Annotated in this window: 15 protein-coding genes; 1 reads left to right on the top strand and 14 read right to left on the bottom strand. The window is 33.9% G+C overall.

All coding sequences use genetic code 11. The features are described 5' to 3' along the window. Positions 1–60 precede the first annotated feature (60 nt). The 14 genes from BMZ76_RS13540 to BMZ76_RS13475 form a co-directional block, all read right to left on the bottom strand. Positions 61–483, bottom strand: coding sequence for a DUF2846 domain-containing protein (locus tag BMZ76_RS13540; protein ID WP_091207851.1), 423 nt, complete (start codon positions 481–483; stop codon positions 61–63). A gap of 17 nt (positions 484–500) precedes the next feature. Further along, entirely contained in the window at positions 501–1,553 is a 1,053-nt protein-coding gene (hisC, locus tag BMZ76_RS13535; RefSeq protein WP_091207848.1) for a histidinol-phosphate transaminase, read from the bottom strand. Further along, on the bottom strand, positions 1,543–2,835 hold the full coding sequence (gene hisD, locus BMZ76_RS13530; protein WP_091207843.1) for a histidinol dehydrogenase: 1,293 nt from the start codon (positions 2,833–2,835) through the stop codon (positions 1,543–1,545). Before hisD ends, hisC begins: the two co-directional genes overlap by 11 nt. A gap of 64 nt (positions 2,836–2,899) precedes the next feature. After that, positions 2,900–3,757, bottom strand: a complete 858-nt coding sequence (hisG, locus tag BMZ76_RS13525; protein ID WP_091207840.1) for an ATP phosphoribosyltransferase — start codon at positions 3,755–3,757, stop codon at positions 2,900–2,902. Positions 3,758–4,035: 278 nt separating this feature from the next. Further along, entirely contained in the window at positions 4,036–4,545 is a 510-nt protein-coding gene (locus BMZ76_RS13520) for a DUF2231 domain-containing protein (RefSeq protein ID WP_091207836.1), read from the bottom strand. A gap of 55 nt (positions 4,546–4,600) precedes the next feature. After that, positions 4,601–5,719 carry a VIT1/CCC1 transporter family protein gene (locus BMZ76_RS13515; RefSeq protein WP_091207832.1) on the bottom strand — a complete coding sequence of 373 codons (1,119 nt, stop codon included), beginning with the start codon at positions 5,717–5,719 and terminating at the stop codon, positions 4,601–4,603. A 15-nt stretch (positions 5,720–5,734) separates the two neighbouring features. Beyond that, positions 5,735–6,850 (bottom strand): efflux RND transporter periplasmic adaptor subunit, encoded by a 1,116-nt coding sequence (locus tag BMZ76_RS13510; RefSeq protein WP_091207827.1) that lies wholly within the window; start codon positions 6,848–6,850, stop codon positions 5,735–5,737. 10 nt (positions 6,851–6,860) lie between these two features. Beyond that, complete coding sequence (locus BMZ76_RS13505) at positions 6,861–11,195, bottom strand: CusA/CzcA family heavy metal efflux RND transporter (protein WP_091207824.1); 4,335 nt, start codon at positions 11,193–11,195, stop codon at positions 6,861–6,863. A 56-nt stretch (positions 11,196–11,251) separates the two neighbouring features. Then, positions 11,252–12,646 carry a HAMP domain-containing sensor histidine kinase gene (locus BMZ76_RS13500; RefSeq protein WP_091207992.1) on the bottom strand — a complete coding sequence of 465 codons (1,395 nt, stop codon included), beginning with the start codon at positions 12,644–12,646 and terminating at the stop codon, positions 11,252–11,254. A gap of 6 nt (positions 12,647–12,652) precedes the next feature. Next, entirely contained in the window at positions 12,653–13,315 is a 663-nt protein-coding gene (locus tag BMZ76_RS13495; protein WP_091207821.1) for a response regulator transcription factor, read from the bottom strand. 26 nt (positions 13,316–13,341) lie between these two features. Beyond that, the gene (locus BMZ76_RS13490; protein ID WP_091207817.1) at positions 13,342–14,790 is read right to left on the bottom strand and encodes a DUF3570 domain-containing protein; all 1,449 of its coding nucleotides are present in this window, start codon (positions 14,788–14,790) and stop codon (positions 13,342–13,344) included. A gap of 43 nt (positions 14,791–14,833) precedes the next feature. Further along, positions 14,834–15,046: a DUF4266 domain-containing protein gene (locus tag BMZ76_RS13485; protein WP_091207812.1), complete on the bottom strand. Its 213-nt coding sequence runs from the start codon at positions 15,044–15,046 to the stop codon at positions 14,834–14,836. A 15-nt stretch (positions 15,047–15,061) separates the two neighbouring features. After that, positions 15,062–16,045: an FAD:protein FMN transferase gene (locus BMZ76_RS13480; RefSeq protein ID WP_091207809.1), complete on the bottom strand. Its 984-nt coding sequence runs from the start codon at positions 16,043–16,045 to the stop codon at positions 15,062–15,064. Further along, complete coding sequence (locus BMZ76_RS13475) at positions 16,045–16,479, bottom strand: thioredoxin family protein (protein WP_091207804.1); 435 nt, start codon at positions 16,477–16,479, stop codon at positions 16,045–16,047. Before BMZ76_RS13475 ends, BMZ76_RS13480 begins: the two co-directional genes overlap by 1 nt. Positions 16,480–16,641: 162 nt before the next feature. Between BMZ76_RS13475 and BMZ76_RS13470 the strand changes: the two genes are divergently transcribed. Beyond that, on the top strand, positions 16,642–18,741 hold the full coding sequence (locus tag BMZ76_RS13470) for an LTA synthase family protein (protein ID WP_091207800.1): 2,100 nt from the start codon (positions 16,642–16,644) through the stop codon (positions 18,739–18,741). Positions 18,742–18,752: the final 11 nt, after the last annotated feature.

Genomic DNA, 18,752 nt, shown 5'->3' with positions numbered 1-18,752 from the left:
GCTCTAAAAAGAGCTCCACTGCTATCCCTCACGCTAAGCAACCACGCTCTATTTTAAATATTACAAACATTTGCTATCCACGGTCATCTTGACCATCTTGGATTTAGCTGTATTTTCAGTTACTTCTTCACAGTAGATGTTATTTATCAATATCCCAGTTTCAAATACAAGCTGAACGTAAGTTATTTTGTCTGGCTCAACTTGAATTACAAATTTTTCAGCTTTGTCTTTTGAGACTTTACCACCAAATTGCACAGAACATTCATGCTTTCCAGCAGGAACTTCGTGAATAGAATATTTTTTATTGTTCAATTTGCAAACAAATTCACCGTCTATAAAAGTTTTAAAGGCAACTGCTGATCCCTGAAAACCTGTAGAACGCAAAAAATAAATTTTGCCAGTTTCAACATTGGTACTGTCTTGCGCCGAGGCAAGTGAAGCAAAAAATAAAGTGACAATTAAGGTAAAAATAGATTTTTTCATTTTTGGTAGAGTTTAGATTAATTAATTTCTTTCAAAGCTACTATTAATTTCATATTTTCTTGTTCAGTTCCAACAGTAAAACGCAAACAATTGTCACATAGCGGTTGGGTTGTACGATTCCGAATTACGATACCTTTTGCAATCAATTTATCATACCTTTTGTTAGCATCATCCACTTTTACCAAAATAAAATTGGCTTCTGTAGGATAAATTTTTTCGACAAATTTCACATCAAGTAATTCCTTTAGTAATTTTTCTCTTTGTGTTATTATTGATTCAATCTCAGCTTTTATTTTTTCTGTATCACCTAATCGTTCGATTGCTCTTTTTTGAGTTAGTTCATTGACATTATACGGTGGTTTTATTTTGTTTAAAACCGAAATTATTTCCGCAGATCCATAACAAACTCCCAATCTAATTCCGGCCAGACCATACGCTTTTGATAATGTTTGGGTGATAATTAGGTTTGGATATTCATCTAATTCATTACTCCAGCTATCTTTCTTGGAAAAATCAATATAAGCTTCATCAATTACAACCAGACCTCTGAAGTTTTGCAAAAGATACGCGACACTTTCATCCGAAAAGGAATTCCCGGTTGGATTATTTGGAGAACACAAAAAGATGATTTTAGTTTGTTCATCGACAGCTTCGATGATTTTTTCAATTTGAGGTTGAAAATCATCCGAAAGCAAAACTTCTCTATTTTCAACTGCATTAATATTGGCTAAAACGCCATACATTCCGTAGGTTGGCGGCAAAGTAATTACATTATCTTTTTTTGGTTCACAAAAAGCCCGAAACAACAAATCCAGCACTTCATCACTCCCGTTCCCCAATAAAATTTGATTCGTTTTGACAAATTTTTGTTTTGCCAAAACCTCTTTTACACTCCCTTGTTGTGGATCTGGATAACGATTTACACCATTTTCAAATGGATTTTCATTGGCATCCAGAAAAATCATATCTGCAATGTCGAAATCTTTAAATTCATCGCGAGCCGTAGAATACGGTTTCATTTGTTTAACGTTTTCTCTGACTAAATTATTTATATCGAAATTATTTTCCATCTTGAATCGCTTTTAATCGTAATGTAACTGCATTTTTGTGTGCTTGCAATCCTTCCGCTTCTGCCATGATTTCAATAGCTTTACCGATGTTTTGTATTCCTTTTTCAGTTATTTTTTGAAAAGTCATCGTTTTAGTAAAACTATCCAAATTTACACCGCTATAATTCTTGGCGTAACCGTTGGTTGGCAAGGTGTGATTCGTTCCTGAAGCATAATCACCGGCACTTTCAGGAGTATAATTTCCTATGAATACAGAACCAGCATTTTGAACACCATTGCTGTAAAAATCATCAAATTCTGAACAAATAATAAAGTGTTCCGGTCCGTATTCGTTGATTAAATTCAAAGCAATTTTATCATTTTCGACAAAAATTAATTTAGAATTGGCAATCGCTTTTTCAGCAATGGCTTTTCTTGGCAACGCTTTTATTTGGATTTGGATTTCATCCTCGACAGCATCAATTAATTTTTTGGAAGTAGAAACTAAAATTACTTGACTGTCTGCTCCATGTTCAGCCTGTGACAATAAATCCGAAGCTACAAACGCCGGAATTGCAGTATCGTCAGCAATAATCAATAATTCTGATGGACCTGCCGGCATATCGATTGCTACTCCAAATTGTGTTGCTAATTGTTTAGCCACGGTCACAAATTGATTTCCTGGTCCAAAAATTTTATACACTTTCGGAATTGTTTCTGTACCAAAAGTCATTCCGGCAATAGCCTGAATTCCTCCTACTTTTAATATTTTAGTCACACCACATAAATTTGCCGCATACAAAATAGCTGGATTTATATTTCCGTTTTTATCCGGTGGCGAACACAAAACAATTTCATTACAGCCAGCAATTTCCGCAGGAACAGCCAACATCAAAACTGTGGAGAATAAAGGTGCAGTTCCTCCCGGAATATACAATCCTATCTTTTGAATTGGTCTTTTTTCCTGCCAGCACTTTACTCCTTCGATTGTTTCTACAGTTACTCTTTCCGTTTTTTGAGCAATATGGAATTTTTTAATATTTGATTTTGCAAGTGCAATCGCTTCTTTTAAGTCGGTAGAAATTGATGCGATAGCTTTCTCAATTTCAGCTTTAGTAACTTCAATGGAATCGATTTTGGCACCATCAAAAAGTGACGTATATTTTGTTACAGCTGTATCTCCTTTTTTTTGAACTTCATTAAAGATTTCTTTTACAGTGGCTTCAATGTCATCCACAGTTTTAGTAGGTCGCTCTAAAATTGAGGACCACGTTTCTGGTTTTGGATTGTATATTTTATTCATTTTTTTATAATTTCAGGTTCATAGCTTAAAGTTCGAATTTGAGACTTTATACTTCTATGTTTAATTAAAGCACCATTTTCTCGATTGGACAAATTAAAATCCCTTCAGCTCCAGCTTCTTTCAATTGATCAATCACATCCCAAAAACTGTCCTTGTCGATAACAGAGTGAACGCTACTCCATCCTTCTTGTGCCAAAGGCAAAACGGTTAAACTTCTTAATACCGGAAGAATTTTTCCAACGGCATCAATTTTGTCATTTGGAACATTCATCAGGATATACTTCGATTTTCGTGCTCTTAAAACGGATTCGATTCTAAATTTTAACGTATCAATTATTTTTTGGGATTCAGGACTTACTTTTGGAGAAACAGCCAAAACCGCTTCACTTTTAAAAATAACTTCAACTTCTTTTAAATTATTTTTAAACAAAGTACTCCCGCTCGAAACAATATCAACAATAGCATCGGCCAAACCTATATTTGGCGCAATTTCAACCGAACCTGATATCTGGTGAATATCGACATTTACACCTTTAGAATTGAAAAAATCAAGCACTGTTTTAGGATAGGAAGTTGCAATACGCATACCGTCTAAATCTTGAACTGATTTGTAATTAAATGCTTTTGGTACAGCAACGGAAACTTTACATTTTGAAAAACCTAATTTTTGAATTACTTCAATACTGTTTCCTTTTTCAACTAATAAATTATCGCCAACAATAGCAATATCTACAACTCCATCTATCAAATATTGAGGAATATCCGAATTTCTTAAATATAAAACCTCTAATGGAAAATTTGATGCTTCGGCTTTTAATTGGTCGATACCGTTATCTATTGAAATACCCGCATCTTTTAGAATTTGAATACTGTCTTCGTTTAAACGTCCTGATTTTTGAATTGCAATTTTTAATGTACTCATTTTGTTTTTTTGTTTTTTGTTTAAAATATTTTGATTGAGTACAAATAATGGGTAATAAAAAACCCGTTTGATGTACTCAAACGGGTTTTTAGAATATGATGATTTACATACATATCATTAACACATCGCTTGAGAGCAATAATGAAAATGATGATGATGCAATTGATTTGTAAACATTTTTGTATGATTAATTTTAATTCTTTTGCAAAGATAAGAGATAAATTATTTACAAAGCAATTTTTATTTTAACATTAATGCTGATTTTTGTTAAATGAATATTATTTGTCTTCTTTATCATATTCTTTTTCAGCAGATGGATTCTCATTCAGCGGCGCGGAAACAGCATTATCTTCTCTAATTTCTGTGTGACGAATTTCTCCTCCCGAAGTTCCAACATTTATCGCCATAATTCCACCTATCAATGCTGTAACAAGCGTAATAAAGGAAAATATTTTAGACAATCGGAACTTTTTTATAGCGGCTACTAATGAAACTAAAGCAAAAACCCCGGTTACGTAAAGTACTAAAGCAAATTTCTCCGCTAATTCTTCATGTTCTTTTATGATTGCTTTGCCAATATTTGGAAAATCTTTCACCATTTCCTCTGCTCCCTCGCCAGTTCCCATACTGAATGCACCAAAAATAGCTGCTACAATAAATAGAATGTAAGCTGTATTTTTTATCGAATTGTTCTTAAAAAATATTCCTGTAATCAAAATTCCAATTCCAAAAAAGGTTCCGATAATTGGAAAATGGTTTACGACCATGTGTAAATGAGCATCATTCATAATTTTTTTATTTAATGTTAATTACTATTTAATATTTTATAATATGTTAATTATTTTATCCCGCCAGTGAAACCCCGATCAGGGAACCTATTCCATAAGTTACGGCTGCAGCGACCAATCCGAAAGAAACTTGTCTAAATCCGGAAAACAAAACGCTTTTTCCTGTCAATAAGGTTATTGCGGCGCCAATACCAAAAAGCCCAACCACACTACTTCCTACACTTAATAAAATGGCATTTTTTCCATCTAAAAACATAAATGGATATAATGGAATAATCGCTCCAATAGCAAAAAGTACGAATGAAGCTATTGCCGCTTCCCAGGCTGAACCGCCTAATTCTTCTTTGTCTATTCCCAATTCTTCTGTGATAATAGCATCAATTGCCGTTTGAGGATTTTCAAAGGCTTTGTCAGCTAATTTCTGTGCTTCCACAGCATTCATTCCTTTGGCTTGATACAGCAATACCAATTCTTTTTTCTCTTCTTCGGGTGAAGCTTCTAATTCTTCGGTTTCCAACTCAATTTGACGCTGGTTTAATTCTCTCGAGCTTTGCACCGAAAGCCATTCGCCCAAAGCCATTGAAATTGCTCCTGCCAAAAGCCCTGCAATTCCGGTTAACAATATCGTATCATTAGAAACGGCTGCACCGGCAACGCCCATTACTAAACTCATATTCGAAACCAATCCGTCATTAGAACCTAAAACCGCCGCACGTAATGCGTTTCCACCCACTGATTTGTGGCGGCTTTCAAATTTTGACAAAAAACCGCCGGAAACATTTAAGGCGGCATTATTGTTTACGGCTTCAATAATATTTAGATGATTGTGCTCAAAACCTGTTGGTTTTTCCCCACTTTTGATTTTATTCTTGATTGAATTTACCGCAAACTGCTTTTCTATACTCGAGAGGTTACTAATAATAGAAGAATAACCAAAGATTTTGCCCAACTTCAATTGAAATTTTGCTCTTGTGGAAGGCGAAGGCATTGTGTAATTTGGCTCCAAAGTCAAAACTTTATCAAACATATGTTTCGCATGTCCTTTTTCGATTTCACTCAGACTACGCAATACTCGTGTCAGCGTATCGTCGGACTGAATGGCAGCAATACTATCATACAAAAAGGCAGTATCAACCTCTGTTTGCAATTGATCTTTTAATTTATTCAAGTCCATTTTATTTACTATTTATTAATTTGCCAAATCGAAAACACCCTTTGTTAAAATCCTTGAAGAAGCATTAATGATTGTACTCGGAAATATTTCGACGAAATTTTCAGATTTTTCGCCTACCGTAACGCTTACTTTCCTGAATGAATATCCATTTTTTTTATTATTCAATAAAAGTACGAAATTTTTGTTATTTTCGGTTATTATTGCTTCAGAAGGAATCGCCAAACCTTTCTTGGAATTGGTAATAATTTCAGCTTCAACAAACATTCCTGTTAATAACTTTTGCTGTATAGCATCGTCTAAATGTCCATGAACATTAATCGTTCTGTCATTTCCTTCAATTGATTTTCCAACCAAATGTACTTCTGCATTAAAAACATCTTTTGTTGCCTCAGGGACTTTAAAATGAATTTTCTGTCCTATTTTAACATTTAAAATATCTTTTTCAAAAACAGCTAATTCTAAATGCAAATGATCCGTATCAACAATTTCTAAAATAACATCCGAAGGCGCCACATACATTCCCACATTGGCATTCATAATCACAATATCTCCCACTATTGGAGAAAAAATAGTGATTGTTGAAGTCAGATTTCCTCTCTCCACATTTCTCGGATTAATGTTCAAAAGCACTAATTTGGCGCGTAAACTTTGATGCATTGCTTTCGCTCTTTTATATTCACTTTCTGCTTTTAGGTAGTTTTTTTGTGAAGTTATTTTTTCATCATACAACGTTTTTTGCCTGTCATATTCCGATTTTAAGAAATTAAGCTGCTCAGCCACTTCCATATAATCTTTCTGAATATCAAGAAATTCGGTGTTTTGTAACGTTAACAAAGCTTGTCCTTTTGTGACTTTATTTCCAACCAAAAGTGTTGTTGATTTTACATATCCACCCATAAAAGTGTTTACTTTAGCTCGGTTTTGTGGCGGAACATCAATCTTCCCCGAGGACTTAACCGTTACATCAAAATCTTGTTCTGTTGGACTCGCAATCTCCATTCCCGAAGATTTGAATTGCGCTGCGGTTACAGTAATCAAACCGTTGTCTTTTTGTTCGACTTCCTCTGTTTTCGATTTTTTACAAGAAAATAAAACAAGAGATAAAGCGATTATGTAAAGTGAGTTTTTCATTAGTTGTATTTTAAAAATTTAAGTATTGTAAATCTAATTGGGTTTGATTAAAGAGTAAAATAGTATCTAAATAGTCTACTTGTATAGTTGTCGCATTTTCCAAACTTTGAATGTATTGGAAAAAATCAATCTCTCCATGCTTGTAACTGTTATTGCCTACTTTAATAATCTCATCCGATAGTTTTTTGCCATACATATTGTAATAATTTATGGCTTCCTGATATTTGGCTAATTCGTTCTTTTTTTGATTAATGTACTTCTCTATTTTTACTTCTTCATTTTGTTTTTGTTGTTCCCAACTTTGTAATTCGAGCTGCGCTACTTTGGTTTTAGAAATAGTACCGGAGAATAATATGGGTACTGCTAAACCAACTTGAAAACCATACAAAGATTGTGACAATCCGTTATTTCTTCCTTGAAAATAATCCAAGTTTATATCCGGTAACCAATGTTGTTTTTGTAAATTAATTTGGTTTTTATAATTTTCAGTAATTCTCTCTAAATAAGCAGTATAAAATGACTTACTTGTTTCATTAGTAAAAGTATTTAATGCTGTAATTGAATTACTTTTAATTGCAATTATTTGATCGGTTTGAAGTAAGGATTGCAACACTTCGTATTGTGCTTTTTTATCATTTTCAATTTGGGAAAGCTTGGTTCTTATTTGTCTGAATTTAGCTTGAGCTGTAATTTTTTCCAGATAATTAGTTTCTCCCAATTCAAAACGCCTATCGCTTGCTTTAGAGAAATTTTGGTACAAACTATCTAAATAGTGGTACAGTTTTTCTTGATGTTGCAAATAAACAATGTGCTGATACGATTTAGAAACAGCCAAAGAAAGTTTGTTTTTTTGAATATCAAAATTGGCTTTTTCCCTTTCATATTCGGAGGAATAAACCTTTCTCTGCGCTCCGTAAACCGTTGGAAAAGAAAAACGTTGCTGCACGCCAAATACTCTTAAAGGCTCGTTATTGAGTGCCAAATTGTTTTGATCGTAACTGTAATAAATATTGGTTTTATCAAAAGTATTTGCCGTTTTAATGTTGGATTTTGTTTTATCGACTTGCAATTGAGCCGCTTTTATTCCTTTATTATTTTGAATTGCTTTTGACATTAAACTATCCAGTTCCGGATTAGAATTTTGTGAAAAAGCCAATGAAGAACTCAACAATAACAAAATGATATAGGTGGAACTTTGATGTTTCTTAAATTTAGCTTTTTTGAAAGCGACACTATCAAAAACTTTGTATAAAATAGGCAGCACAATCATCGTCAAAATAGTTGCCGTGAACAATCCGCCTATAACTACCGTTGCTAGTGGTCGTTGTACTTCTGCCCCAGCCGAGGATGAAATTGCCATTGGTAAAAATCCTAAGGCGGCAGCCGAAGCGGTTAATAAAACCGGACGCAATCTGTCCGTTGTTCCTTTTAAAATTAATGCATCGATATCTTTCATGCCTTGATGTTTGAGTTCTTTAAAATGTTCAATCAGTACAATTCCATTCAATACCGCAATTCCGAAAAGCGCTATGAATCCAACACCTGCCGAAATACTGAACGGCAAATCTCTCATCCATAAAAATAAAACACCACCGACTGCAGACAACGGAATTGCCGAATACACCATTAACGCTTCTTTTACGGAGCCAAATGCAAAATACAAAAGGATAAAAATCAAAAATAAAGCGATGGGAACTGCAATCATCAATCGGGCTTTGGCGCTTTGTAAATTTTCAAACTGTCCGCCATATTTCACGTAATATCCCGCTGGCAATTTAATTTGATTGTCCACAATTTTCTGAATATCAGTAACCACACTTTGTAAATCTCGGTTCCTAACGTTAATTCCCACCACAATTCTTCTATTGGTATTGTCTCTTGAAATTTTTGCGGGACCTTCGGTATATTCGATAGAAGCCAATTCGCTCAGCGGAATTTGTTCTCCGTTTGGCGTTGGCACGTATAAGTTACGTAAATCTTCAATATCGTGGCGATTCGCTTGATCCAAACGAATTACCATATCAAAACGTTTTTCACCTTCAAAAACATTTCCAACGGTTTTTCCGGCAAAGCCAAGAGCAATCATTTCGTTCAAATCAGCAATATTCAAACCGTAACGGGCAATTTTTGAACGATTATAAACCACGGACATTTGTGGCAAACCTTCTGTCTTTTCGATAATAATATCCGAAGCGCCTTCCACTTTTGCAATAGCATTTTTGATTTCATGTGCTTTTTTTGCCAAAATATTTAAGTCTTCGCCAAAAACTTTAACCGCTACATCAGATCGGGTTCCAGAAATTAATTCGTTGAAACGCATTTCAATAGGTTGCGTAAATTCGATTTCCATATTTGGAATTTGTTTTTCCAATGCTGCTTTTATTTTGTCCGCCAATTCATCTTTGGTCGAAGCCGAAGTCCATTCTGATTTGGGTTTTAATTTTACAATAATATCACTTTCTTCCATAGACATTGGATCTGTCGGTACTTCGGCCGCTCCAATTCTGCTGACGACTTGTGTGACTTCCGGGAAGTTTTTAAGTATTATTTTTTCTATTTTGGTCGTTATCGCAATTGTTTTTGTTAAAGAAGTTCCAGTTTTTAAAACGGGCTGAATCACAAAATCTCCTTCGTCAAGCGTTGGTATGAACTCTCCTCCCATGGTTGCAAATAATCCTACGGCCAGCAATAACAATCCTAATGCGCCATACAATACTTTTTTGGTATTGCTTATTGCCCAAGTAATTATTGGTAAATATGAAGAATTGAGTTTGTGGATTAATTTACTGGATACTGAATTTGGATTTTCTGTTTTTGGTTTCAAAAACAAAGAAGAAACGACCGGAACGTAAGTGAAACAGAAAATCATTGCGCCTAATAATGCAAAACTAAAGGTCATCGCCATCGGTTTAAACATTTTACCTTCGATTCCGGATAACGAGAGAATTGGAATAAAAACAATCAAAATAATCAACTGGCCAAAAATAGCCGAATTCATCATTTTGGAAGCACTTTTATAGGTGATTTGGTCAATTTCTAATTGGCGTTCTTCCTTACTCAGATTTACTAAATGCGCTGATTTACTGGCGATTTGAAAAGCAATAAACTCTACAATAATTACGGCACCATCAATTATAATTCCAAAATCAATGGCTCCTAAACTCATTAAATTAGCATCGATACCAAAAATATTCATAAACGAAATGGCGAATAATAAACACAACGGAATTACGGACGCCACAACCAATCCGGAACGCCAATTTCCTAATAGTACTATGACAACAAAAATCACAATCAAACATCCTAAAATCAAGTTTTCGGCCACCGTAAAAGTTGTTTTTCCAACTAATTCGCTTCGTTCCAGAAAACCGTTAATGTACACACCATCAGGTAATGTTTTTTGAATTTCGGCAACTCTGTTTTTGACATCATCAATTACTTGTTTAGAGTTCCCACCTTTAAGCATCATCACTTGTCCCAAGACTTTTTCGCCTTCACCATTACCAGTGATTGCTCCAAAACGGTTGGCATGACCAAAACGAACTTGCGCTACATTCTTGATATAAACCGGCAATCCATTGGTGTTTGTAACAACTATATTCCCAATATCTTCCAGCGAATTTACTTTTCCTTCACCTCGAATAAAATAACTTTGATTGACTTTTTCGATGTACGCTCCACCGGCAATGCTATTGTTTTTTTCAAGTGCAGTAAAAACATCCGCAGTGGTAATATTCATCGCTTTCAAGCTCGAAGGATTGATGGCAATTTCGTATTGCTTTAAAAAACCACCCCAGGTATTAATTTCCACAACACCTTTTATTCCTGAAAGTTGCCGTTTTACCACCCAATCTTGTATGGTTCGCAAATCAGTCACTGAGTAATTATTTTTGAACTCGGGTTTTACTTCTAAAGTATATTGATAGATTTCACCAAGTCCTGTAGTGATTGGTCCCATTTCCGGTGTTCCAAAACCTTGCGGGATTTTCTCCGAAGCCGTTTTAATTTTCTCCGCAATAAGTTGTCTTGGAAGATAGGTTCCCAGATTTTCATCAAAAACAATTGTAACAACTGATAATCCAAATTTTGAAATAGAGCGAATTTCTTTAACACCAGGTAAATTGGCCATTTCAATCTCAACCGGATAGGTTATAAATTGTTCGATGTCTTGTGTAGACAGGTTACGTGAAGTGGTAATTACCTGAACTTGGTTGTTCGTCACATCAGGAACTGCTCCAATGGATATTTGGAAAACAGAAAACAAACCAAATCCGAAAACCCCTAAAGTAAAGAGCAAGACAATCAGTTTATTTTTTAAGCTAAAAGCAATAATTTTTTCGAGCATTTTTATCTTATTTATACTTCAAAAGTAAAGTTTAAAGATAACTATTCCCTTAAGAACTACTTAAGGTCTGCTTCATATAATCTTAAAATTACGGTAGTTCCGCTATGTTCCTGACTGGTAATTGCAATATCAATGTTGAGCAAGGAACACAATCTTTTTACGATAGACAATCCTAATCCTGTTCCTTTAATTTCTGGATGATTACTAGATTTTGAACGATAAAACTGGTTGAATATTTTTTCTAAGTCCTCAGCTGGTATTCCAATTCCGGAATCAGTGATCTGACATTCAATTTTAGAACCGATAGATTTTATGGTGACAACCAAATTTCCATTTTGATTCGAATATTTTAACGCATTTGATATTAGATTATTAATTACTATCGAAAATAAATAATTATCGGTTTCCAAGTAATAATCTTTAAGGAATTCAGTCGAAACATTAATTTTTTTTGATTGTATCACCGTAGAATATCGAGCAATTGTATCTAAAAATAATGCATTCAGATATACTTTCTCCGTTTTTAAGGTTTGCTTTTGGTTTTCAAATCGAGCTAATAAAAGCAATTGATCCACTAAATGATTCAATCGATTAACTTCTGTTATACAAAAGTTTATTTTTTCTTCATATTCTTCGTGACCTCTGGGTTTCCGAATCAAAACTTCCAAAGTTCCTTTGATCACAGTTAATGGAGTTCTTAATTCATGAGAAGCATCCGAAGTGAACTGCTTTTCTCGTTCAACGGCAGTTTCTATTCGGTCTAATAAATTGTTGATGGTTTGAGATAAAACAAACAATTCGTCACGGTTTTGAGGTAACGGAATTCGGGAAGTCAGATTATCTTTGGTAATAATATTAGAAGTTGTGATAATGGAACTAATCGGTTTTATGCTCCTTCCAGCTATAAATCGAGCGATAAAAAACAGCAAAATAAGAATTACGGGATAGGCAACAATCAACACTTCAAATATATTATCAAGCACCATCGTAGCATCTTGCAGTGACATGGCAATTATTATGTAGCCAATAATTTTTGTTTTTTGATAAATGGGAACCTGAATTTGACGAATTGCGTTATTGACTAATTTGGTATCAAAGAGTTTATTATCTGCATTCTCTTTGTTAAAAGTTAAAGTAGATCGTTTTAGATTGGGCGATTTTTCAATTACATTGCTATTTTGATCTATAAACTGAATAAACACCGGATTTACGTCCAAGGTATTGTGCTCCCGTTCCTTCCATTCCTCCCTATGAATCAAATGAAAACTGTTGCCTACAATTTCAATTTCAGTGAAATGTTTCTCAACTTCACTTGTAATGTCGTTATTGACATGGCTGTAGACACTAAATTTAACAATAGAAAAGATGATAAAGAAAACCACAAAAATCAATAAAGCTGTGGTAACAATATAATTGAAAGCGATTCTATTTTTAAAGGAAAGTTGTTGCATCTTCATCTAGTCATTAGCGATATAACCTACACCACGAACTGTTTTTATGTAGTCTTGTTCAATTTTTAAATTTAATTTTTTACGAATTGCATTCATAAAAACATCAATTACGCCAGTGTCATATTCAAAATGAATATCCCAAACATCTTCTATAATCTGAGTTCTGGTGCAAACTTTACCTTTGTTTTTTACCAAATAAGTCAACAGTTCAAATTCACGTTGGGTCAATGCCACTTGAATTTCATTTACTAAAACACGATGTTGTTTTGTATCAATTTTGATGGTGCCAAGAGTCATCACTTCGTCGTCATTTTGGTTCCTGAAATGAATTTTGATGCGCTCCACTAATTCATCAAAACTAAAGGGTTTCTTGATATAATCATTGGCACCTGCTTTCAAACCTTCAATTGTTTCCTGAACGGTATCTTTTGCTGTTAAAAAAATGATTGGAGTCGTAGTGTTTTTTAATCGAATGGATTTACAAAGTTCTAATCCGGTGATTTTTGGCAACATCCAATCCAATAAAATCAGATCAAAATTATGCTTTTGAGTCAACTCAAATCCTTTCAAACCATCAGAAGCACTCGTGATTGTATACCCTTCTTCTTCTAATCCTTGTTGCAGAAATTGAATAATTCCTGCTTCATCTTCTACAATTAGTATATGCATTTTTATCGTTTTTGTAAATTTAGGTTTTATTGCATTACAAATTTGAACGCAATTGTAGCAATATTTGCATTCAGATTATCGCTTCGTTTGTAATGATTGAATCTAAAATCAATATTTTTCAAACCAAATTTCCAAATTTTACCCGCAGTAAAAATATCGGTATAATTTACACCAAAACCATATTGATTCGCATCAAATGTTGCTAAATCAGCATCAGAAGTGTAAAACTTTTCTGATGACAAATGCGTTTCATAAGGCGCAAAATATTTTGAAGCAATTTGTGAGTAATAGCGATACATAGGAAAAACAGTAAACTTATCCGATACTTTCACAGGAAGCTCAAAACTGGCGGTATGAGATTGAATATCCCAGTTATCAGAATAAAAACGATAATAGGTTCGTAATATAAATCGGTCACTGAAGTAATAATTCAAACGCGCTCCCACCGGAATTTTAAAACGAGAATCCGGCAATCTTTCGATATCGTCCGCTAATTTGTAGACTCCGGCGTTGCTTGTACTTTCGTAATTGCTAATATATTCCGGTTGTCCAATGTAAAAATTGGCTTTGTCAGCAAAATAAATTCGGTGATAAGGAGACGATAATAATCCTTGCTGTTGCAATACATCAAAGAAAAAGGAAACTTGTAATTTCTTGGTCAATACCTGAGAAAACCCTACCGAAGCCGAGAAAGAATTTCGGTTAACCGCATTTACTGTTTGAAACGCTGACGGCAAATAATTTGTTGTGGATATACCGTTTTGATCCAAAACCGATACCCCGCTAAAATAGCCTTGATTTAAAAAATTAGAACCATATTTTGAATATTCATGCAATTCAGTAGGATAAATAGGTCTCCACTGGTCCAAATACGCATTTACTTTCAAGCTCAGTTCCGTGTTTTTTTCATTGAAGAGACTTGCAATTCCTCCACCAAAACCAACAGAAGTGTAATCATATTCATTCGAAAAAGAAACATCTGCATTCCATATAAAATTTCTAGAGTCGCTGCTGTGACTGTAATTAGCCATAACAGAAACCAATTGATCACTTTTTGAAGCACCGGATGAAGCTTGCCAAGGCGTTCCATAAGGTCCGGAGGCCACTGCTTTATTTCCTGTTATTTTACCATCATTACCATTTTCTGCGCCGCCAGAAGCGCCAGTGGAATTAAATGGATTTATATTACTAGAAGAAGCTGATGAATAGGCCGATATTCCTAAATCAATAGTCAAAACATCATCATCATTCAAAGGCATTGCCACTACAATATTGGAGGCAACATCGGTAAGTTTCTCCGAACCAATTCCACCAGAAACGGCTGATTTTGATCCGTCTTGATTGTAATAACTGGCTAAAAAGTCAACTTCCGTACTTTCTAACACCCTTTTTTTGAAAACGGGTTCTTTACTATTTTCTTGAGAAAAAGCAGTTACCGTAATTAAGATAAAAAGAGATAAAATTTTTATTTTCATTTTTTACTGGATTGAAATTTACAATCTGGATTAATGTTTTTGACTAATTGCAACCGCAACCACCTCCCGATTTTCCACCATTGGCTCCTGCAGCAGCTTCACGATATATTTGAAAAGACGTTTCATAACGTTCCGCCGTTCGTGCTGAAAGCTTCATGTCAGGATCATTTATTTTCTCTTTTTCATATTCTTTTACGGAACTGCACGATTGTAAAACGAGTAACATAAAAAAAACAAAGGCTACTTTCTGTTTCATGACTATATTTTTTTATTAATTATATTTTTTTATGTCAATTCCATTTGAAGAATGGATTTTGCCTTTATCATCAACAATAATGCATTCAAGGCCTTTAATTTGATTGACAAGATCCAACCCTACTTCTACTCCAAGCACAAAAATTCCCGTTGCCATAGCATCGGCGATTTCCGTCTGTTTGGCAAAAACAGAAACACTGACAATGCCGCTAGCCGGATAACCTGTTCTGGGATCAATAATGTGAGAATAGCGTATTCCGTTGAAATTCACATATTTTTCATAACTGCCTGAAGTTTCCACGGCGCTATCTTCTATTGGAAAAGTGGCGAAAATTTTATTTTTATTCAAAGGGTTTACAATTCCTACTGTCCAAGGTTTTCCATCCGGTTGTTTTCCCCAAACATTAATATCGCCTGAAACATTTATAATCCCTGAAAGACACCCTTTCGAAAACAATAGATCTTTCACTTTATCAGCAATATAACCTTGTCCAATACCGCCCAAACCTAATTTCATTCCTTCTAATTTTAGAAAAACAGTTTGTTCTTTTGGGTTTAGAATTATGTTTTTATATCCAATTTTTGCCACTGATTTTTTTATGGCTTCTTCGGTTGGCATTTCTTTCATCGAACCATCAAACTTCCATATTTTGTCCATCGACGCATACGAAATATCAAATGCGCCATTGGTTATTTGAGAAATTTTTATGGATCTTTCGACCAATTCAAAAACTTCGGTATCGACTTTTACCGGTTTTATTCCTGCATTGCGGTTAATTTCTGAAATTTGTGTAGTTGGAATCCAATCGGAAATTAAATTTTCAATTCGCTTTACTTCGGCTACAGCCAAATCAATATATTCGTTGGCTTTAATAGTGTCATTTGCAACAGCAGTAACCTCAAAAGGACTTCCTAACATAAACAAATTTCTCTTGTGCGTAATTTGAGAAGTTGCTAATACTGTTGTGAATAAAAAACCTATTAAGAGTATTTTTTTCATTATTTCTCAAAGGAATGAATGATTTGTATGTATTCTTGCGGAGTTATGTTTTTGTAACCAGTAATTCCTAAAACGCTTCCTGTTTTATCCAGCAATAGCACTAAAGGAAAATTTCCGGATTTGTTATATTGGTCTGCTAATTTTTTATTGCTGACAGTTAGTTCTGCTGATAATAAATTTGCTTTCTTCTTTGGAAAATCAGCTTTGAATATTACCCATTTCTGTTCTGATTCTTTTTTAAAATCTTCTGATTTCCAAATCGTATTTTCTAATTTAATACAAGGTGCACACCAGTCTGATCCCGAAAACACGAGTAGAATGTTTTTGTTTTCTGAAATTGACTGTGCTTTTGCCTCTTCAAAATTCGTCTTCCAATTTTGAGAGTAGCTTAATGTTCCTATGAAAAGAAACAAAATCATTACATTTTTTTTCATTGTAAAACTATTTTAAATTTTGGAGTAAATTTATCTCTTTTATTCTAAACCAAACCTTACTAAATTTGATTTTAAGCTAATATTAATTTTGATAAAATATTAAGCAATTCTTAAAAAATAACAATAAAAATTATTTATACTTTTGTTTTTAAATTTATCATTATGAAATTGTCACAAAAAGTCAATCCATTTTATTATCTACTACTGTTTTATATTAGTGTAAGTTTTATTGTAAGAGTTATTCTTTTCTTTCATCCCATAACACAGACATCATTTATTTGGTTTGACACACTGTCCCTATTTGTTTTAGGGTTGATTTCTGATATTTTTATTTTTGTTTTAGTCAGTGGATTTTTGTGGTTGTATCTTATTTTCATATCCAATGCAAAATATTACAAACCATACGGATATCCAATTTTTGGATTATTAATAGCCTTGATACTTTACGTTTCATTTGGAAACACGGTACTCAACGAATATGGTAGTGCTCTACCAAAAATTGTAATTGTCTTTATTTCGATAAAAACAATATTGTTTGGACTGTTACTTTTCTTACCAAAATATAGAAACCAAATCAGACTTTGGTTATTTTCCTTCGTCATTTTCCTCTACGTAATTTTAATTCTCCAAAACGCAATCAGCGAGTATTTCTTTTGGAATGAATTTGGGGTGAGATATAATTTTATCGCAGTAAATTATTTGGTTTACACTAATGAAGTTATCGGAAATATCATGGAATCCTATCCTGTTATTCCGTTGTTTTCAGCGCTATTTATTATTGCAGGATTTGTAACTTATTTTATTGTAAAAAAATCAAAAAATTACATTGAAAGTATTCCTGTTTTTGTGCAAAAAATCAAAATTTCCGGAATTTACCTGCTGCTTTTCGGATTATCATTGTTGGCAATTCCCGCTTTATCTGTCAAAGAAAATTCTCAAAATATATTTGCCAATGAATTACAGGCCAACGGTCTGTATAAATTCTATGTGGCATTTATGAAAAGTGAATTGGATTATTTTAAATTCTATAAAACAGTCCCTAATAATCAAGCTTTCGCTCAATTAAAACAACAAATCCCTAACATTTCAGGAGAAACAACTTTGAGAGAAATAAAAAATGAAGCTGCCGAAAATCGCAAAAATGTGGTTTTGATTACTATTGAAAGTTACAGCGCAGAATTTATGAAAATGTATGGAAACGAGAAAAATATCACTACATTTCTTGACAGTTTAGCAACCAAAAGTTTAGTTTTCACCAACCTTTATGCCGTGGGAAACAGAACGGTTCGCGGTCTTGAAGCCGTTACTTTATGCTTTCCTCCCACAGCTGGTGAAAGTGTGGTAAAACGAGAAGACAATAAAAACAAATTCTCTACCGGAAGCATCTTTAAGCAAAAAGGCTATGCTGTAAAATTCATGTACGGCGGCGATTCCTTTTTTGATAATATGGGAAATTTCTTTTCAGGAAATGGATATGAAATTGTAGATAAAAAAACATTTGAACCCAATGAAATAACTTTCGCTAATATTTGGGGTGTATGTGATGAAGATATGTATAACAAAGCCATTAAAGAAATGAATAAAGAAGCAACAGCAAATAAGCCGTTCTTCAACCACATTATGACCGTGAGCAATCACAGACCATTTACGTATCCCAATGGAAAAATTGACATTCCCGGTGATGCAAAATCACGTGATGGTGGTGTAAAGTACACGGATTATGCAATGAAAAAATTCTTTGAAAAGGCCAAAAAACAGCCTTGGTTTACCAATACCGTTTTTGTAATTCTAGCCGATCATTGTGCCTCCAGTGCAGGAAAAACAGAACTTCCAGCTGATAAATATAGAATTCCGGCAATCATTTACAGTCCAGGTTTTGTTGAACCAAGAAAATACACCAATCTGATGTCGCAAATTGATGTAATGCCAACTCTATTCGGTTTGCTGAATTTTGATTACCAAAGTAAATTTTATGGACAGGATGTTCTAAAACAAGACTATAAACCACGAGCTTTGATTGCCACCTATCAGGATCTAGGATTGATTAAAGACAATGTTTTGACGATTATCTCACCAAAACAAACCGTAAAACAGTTTCAATTGACTTTAAAAGCCAACCAAAAAGTAGCTCCTGATTTTCAAATATTTTATGATCAAATACCGCTCAAAAAAGAAAGAACTGATTTAGTTAACGAAACCATTTCTTACTATCAAACGGCATCGGATATATTGAAGAAAAAGAACTATCAAAAAATTAATTAGCATAAAAAAAC

The sequence above is a fragment of the Flavobacterium xueshanense genome (assembly GCF_900112975.1).
In the GTDB taxonomy this organism is placed as follows: Bacteria; Bacteroidota; Bacteroidia; order Flavobacteriales; family Flavobacteriaceae; genus Flavobacterium; species Flavobacterium xueshanense.
The sequence above is the reverse complement of the archived record's forward strand: the minus strand, read 5'-3'. Positions and strand labels throughout refer to the sequence as shown.

Coding starts and splice junctions, on each gene's coding strand:
- BMZ76_RS13480 (WP_091207809.1), bottom strand. CDS start 16,045: ATGAAAAAAATACTCTTAATAGGTTTTTTATTCACAACAGTATTAGCA.
- hisC (WP_091207848.1), bottom strand. CDS start 1,553: ATGGAAAATAATTTCGATATAAATAATTTAGTCAGAGAAAACGTTAAA.
- BMZ76_RS13470 (WP_091207800.1), top strand. CDS start 16,642: ATGAAATTGTCACAAAAAGTCAATCCATTTTATTATCTACTACTGTTT.
- BMZ76_RS13510 (WP_091207827.1), bottom strand. CDS start 6,850: ATGAAAAACTCACTTTACATAATCGCTTTATCTCTTGTTTTATTTTCT.
- BMZ76_RS13485 (WP_091207812.1), bottom strand. CDS start 15,046: ATGAAACAGAAAGTAGCCTTTGTTTTTTTTATGTTACTCGTTTTACAA.
- BMZ76_RS13490 (WP_091207817.1), bottom strand. CDS start 14,790: ATGAAAATAAAAATTTTATCTCTTTTTATCTTAATTACGGTAACTGCT.
- BMZ76_RS13495 (WP_091207821.1), bottom strand. CDS start 13,315: ATGCATATACTAATTGTAGAAGATGAAGCAGGAATTATTCAATTTCTG.
- BMZ76_RS13500 (WP_091207992.1), bottom strand. CDS start 12,646: ATGCAACAACTTTCCTTTAAAAATAGAATCGCTTTCAATTATATTGTT.
- BMZ76_RS13505 (WP_091207824.1), bottom strand. CDS start 11,195: ATGCTCGAAAAAATTATTGCTTTTAGCTTAAAAAATAAACTGATTGTC.
- BMZ76_RS13515 (WP_091207832.1), bottom strand. CDS start 5,719: ATGGACTTGAATAAATTAAAAGATCAATTGCAAACAGAGGTTGATACT.
- BMZ76_RS13520 (WP_091207836.1), bottom strand. CDS start 4,545: ATGAATGATGCTCATTTACACATGGTCGTAAACCATTTTCCAATTATC.
- BMZ76_RS13475 (WP_091207804.1), bottom strand. CDS start 16,479: ATGAAAAAAAATGTAATGATTTTGTTTCTTTTCATAGGAACATTAAGC.
- hisG (WP_091207840.1), bottom strand. CDS start 3,757: ATGAGTACATTAAAAATTGCAATTCAAAAATCAGGACGTTTAAACGAA.
- hisD (WP_091207843.1), bottom strand. CDS start 2,835: ATGAATAAAATATACAATCCAAAACCAGAAACGTGGTCCTCAATTTTA.
- BMZ76_RS13540 (WP_091207851.1), bottom strand. CDS start 483: ATGAAAAAATCTATTTTTACCTTAATTGTCACTTTATTTTTTGCTTCA.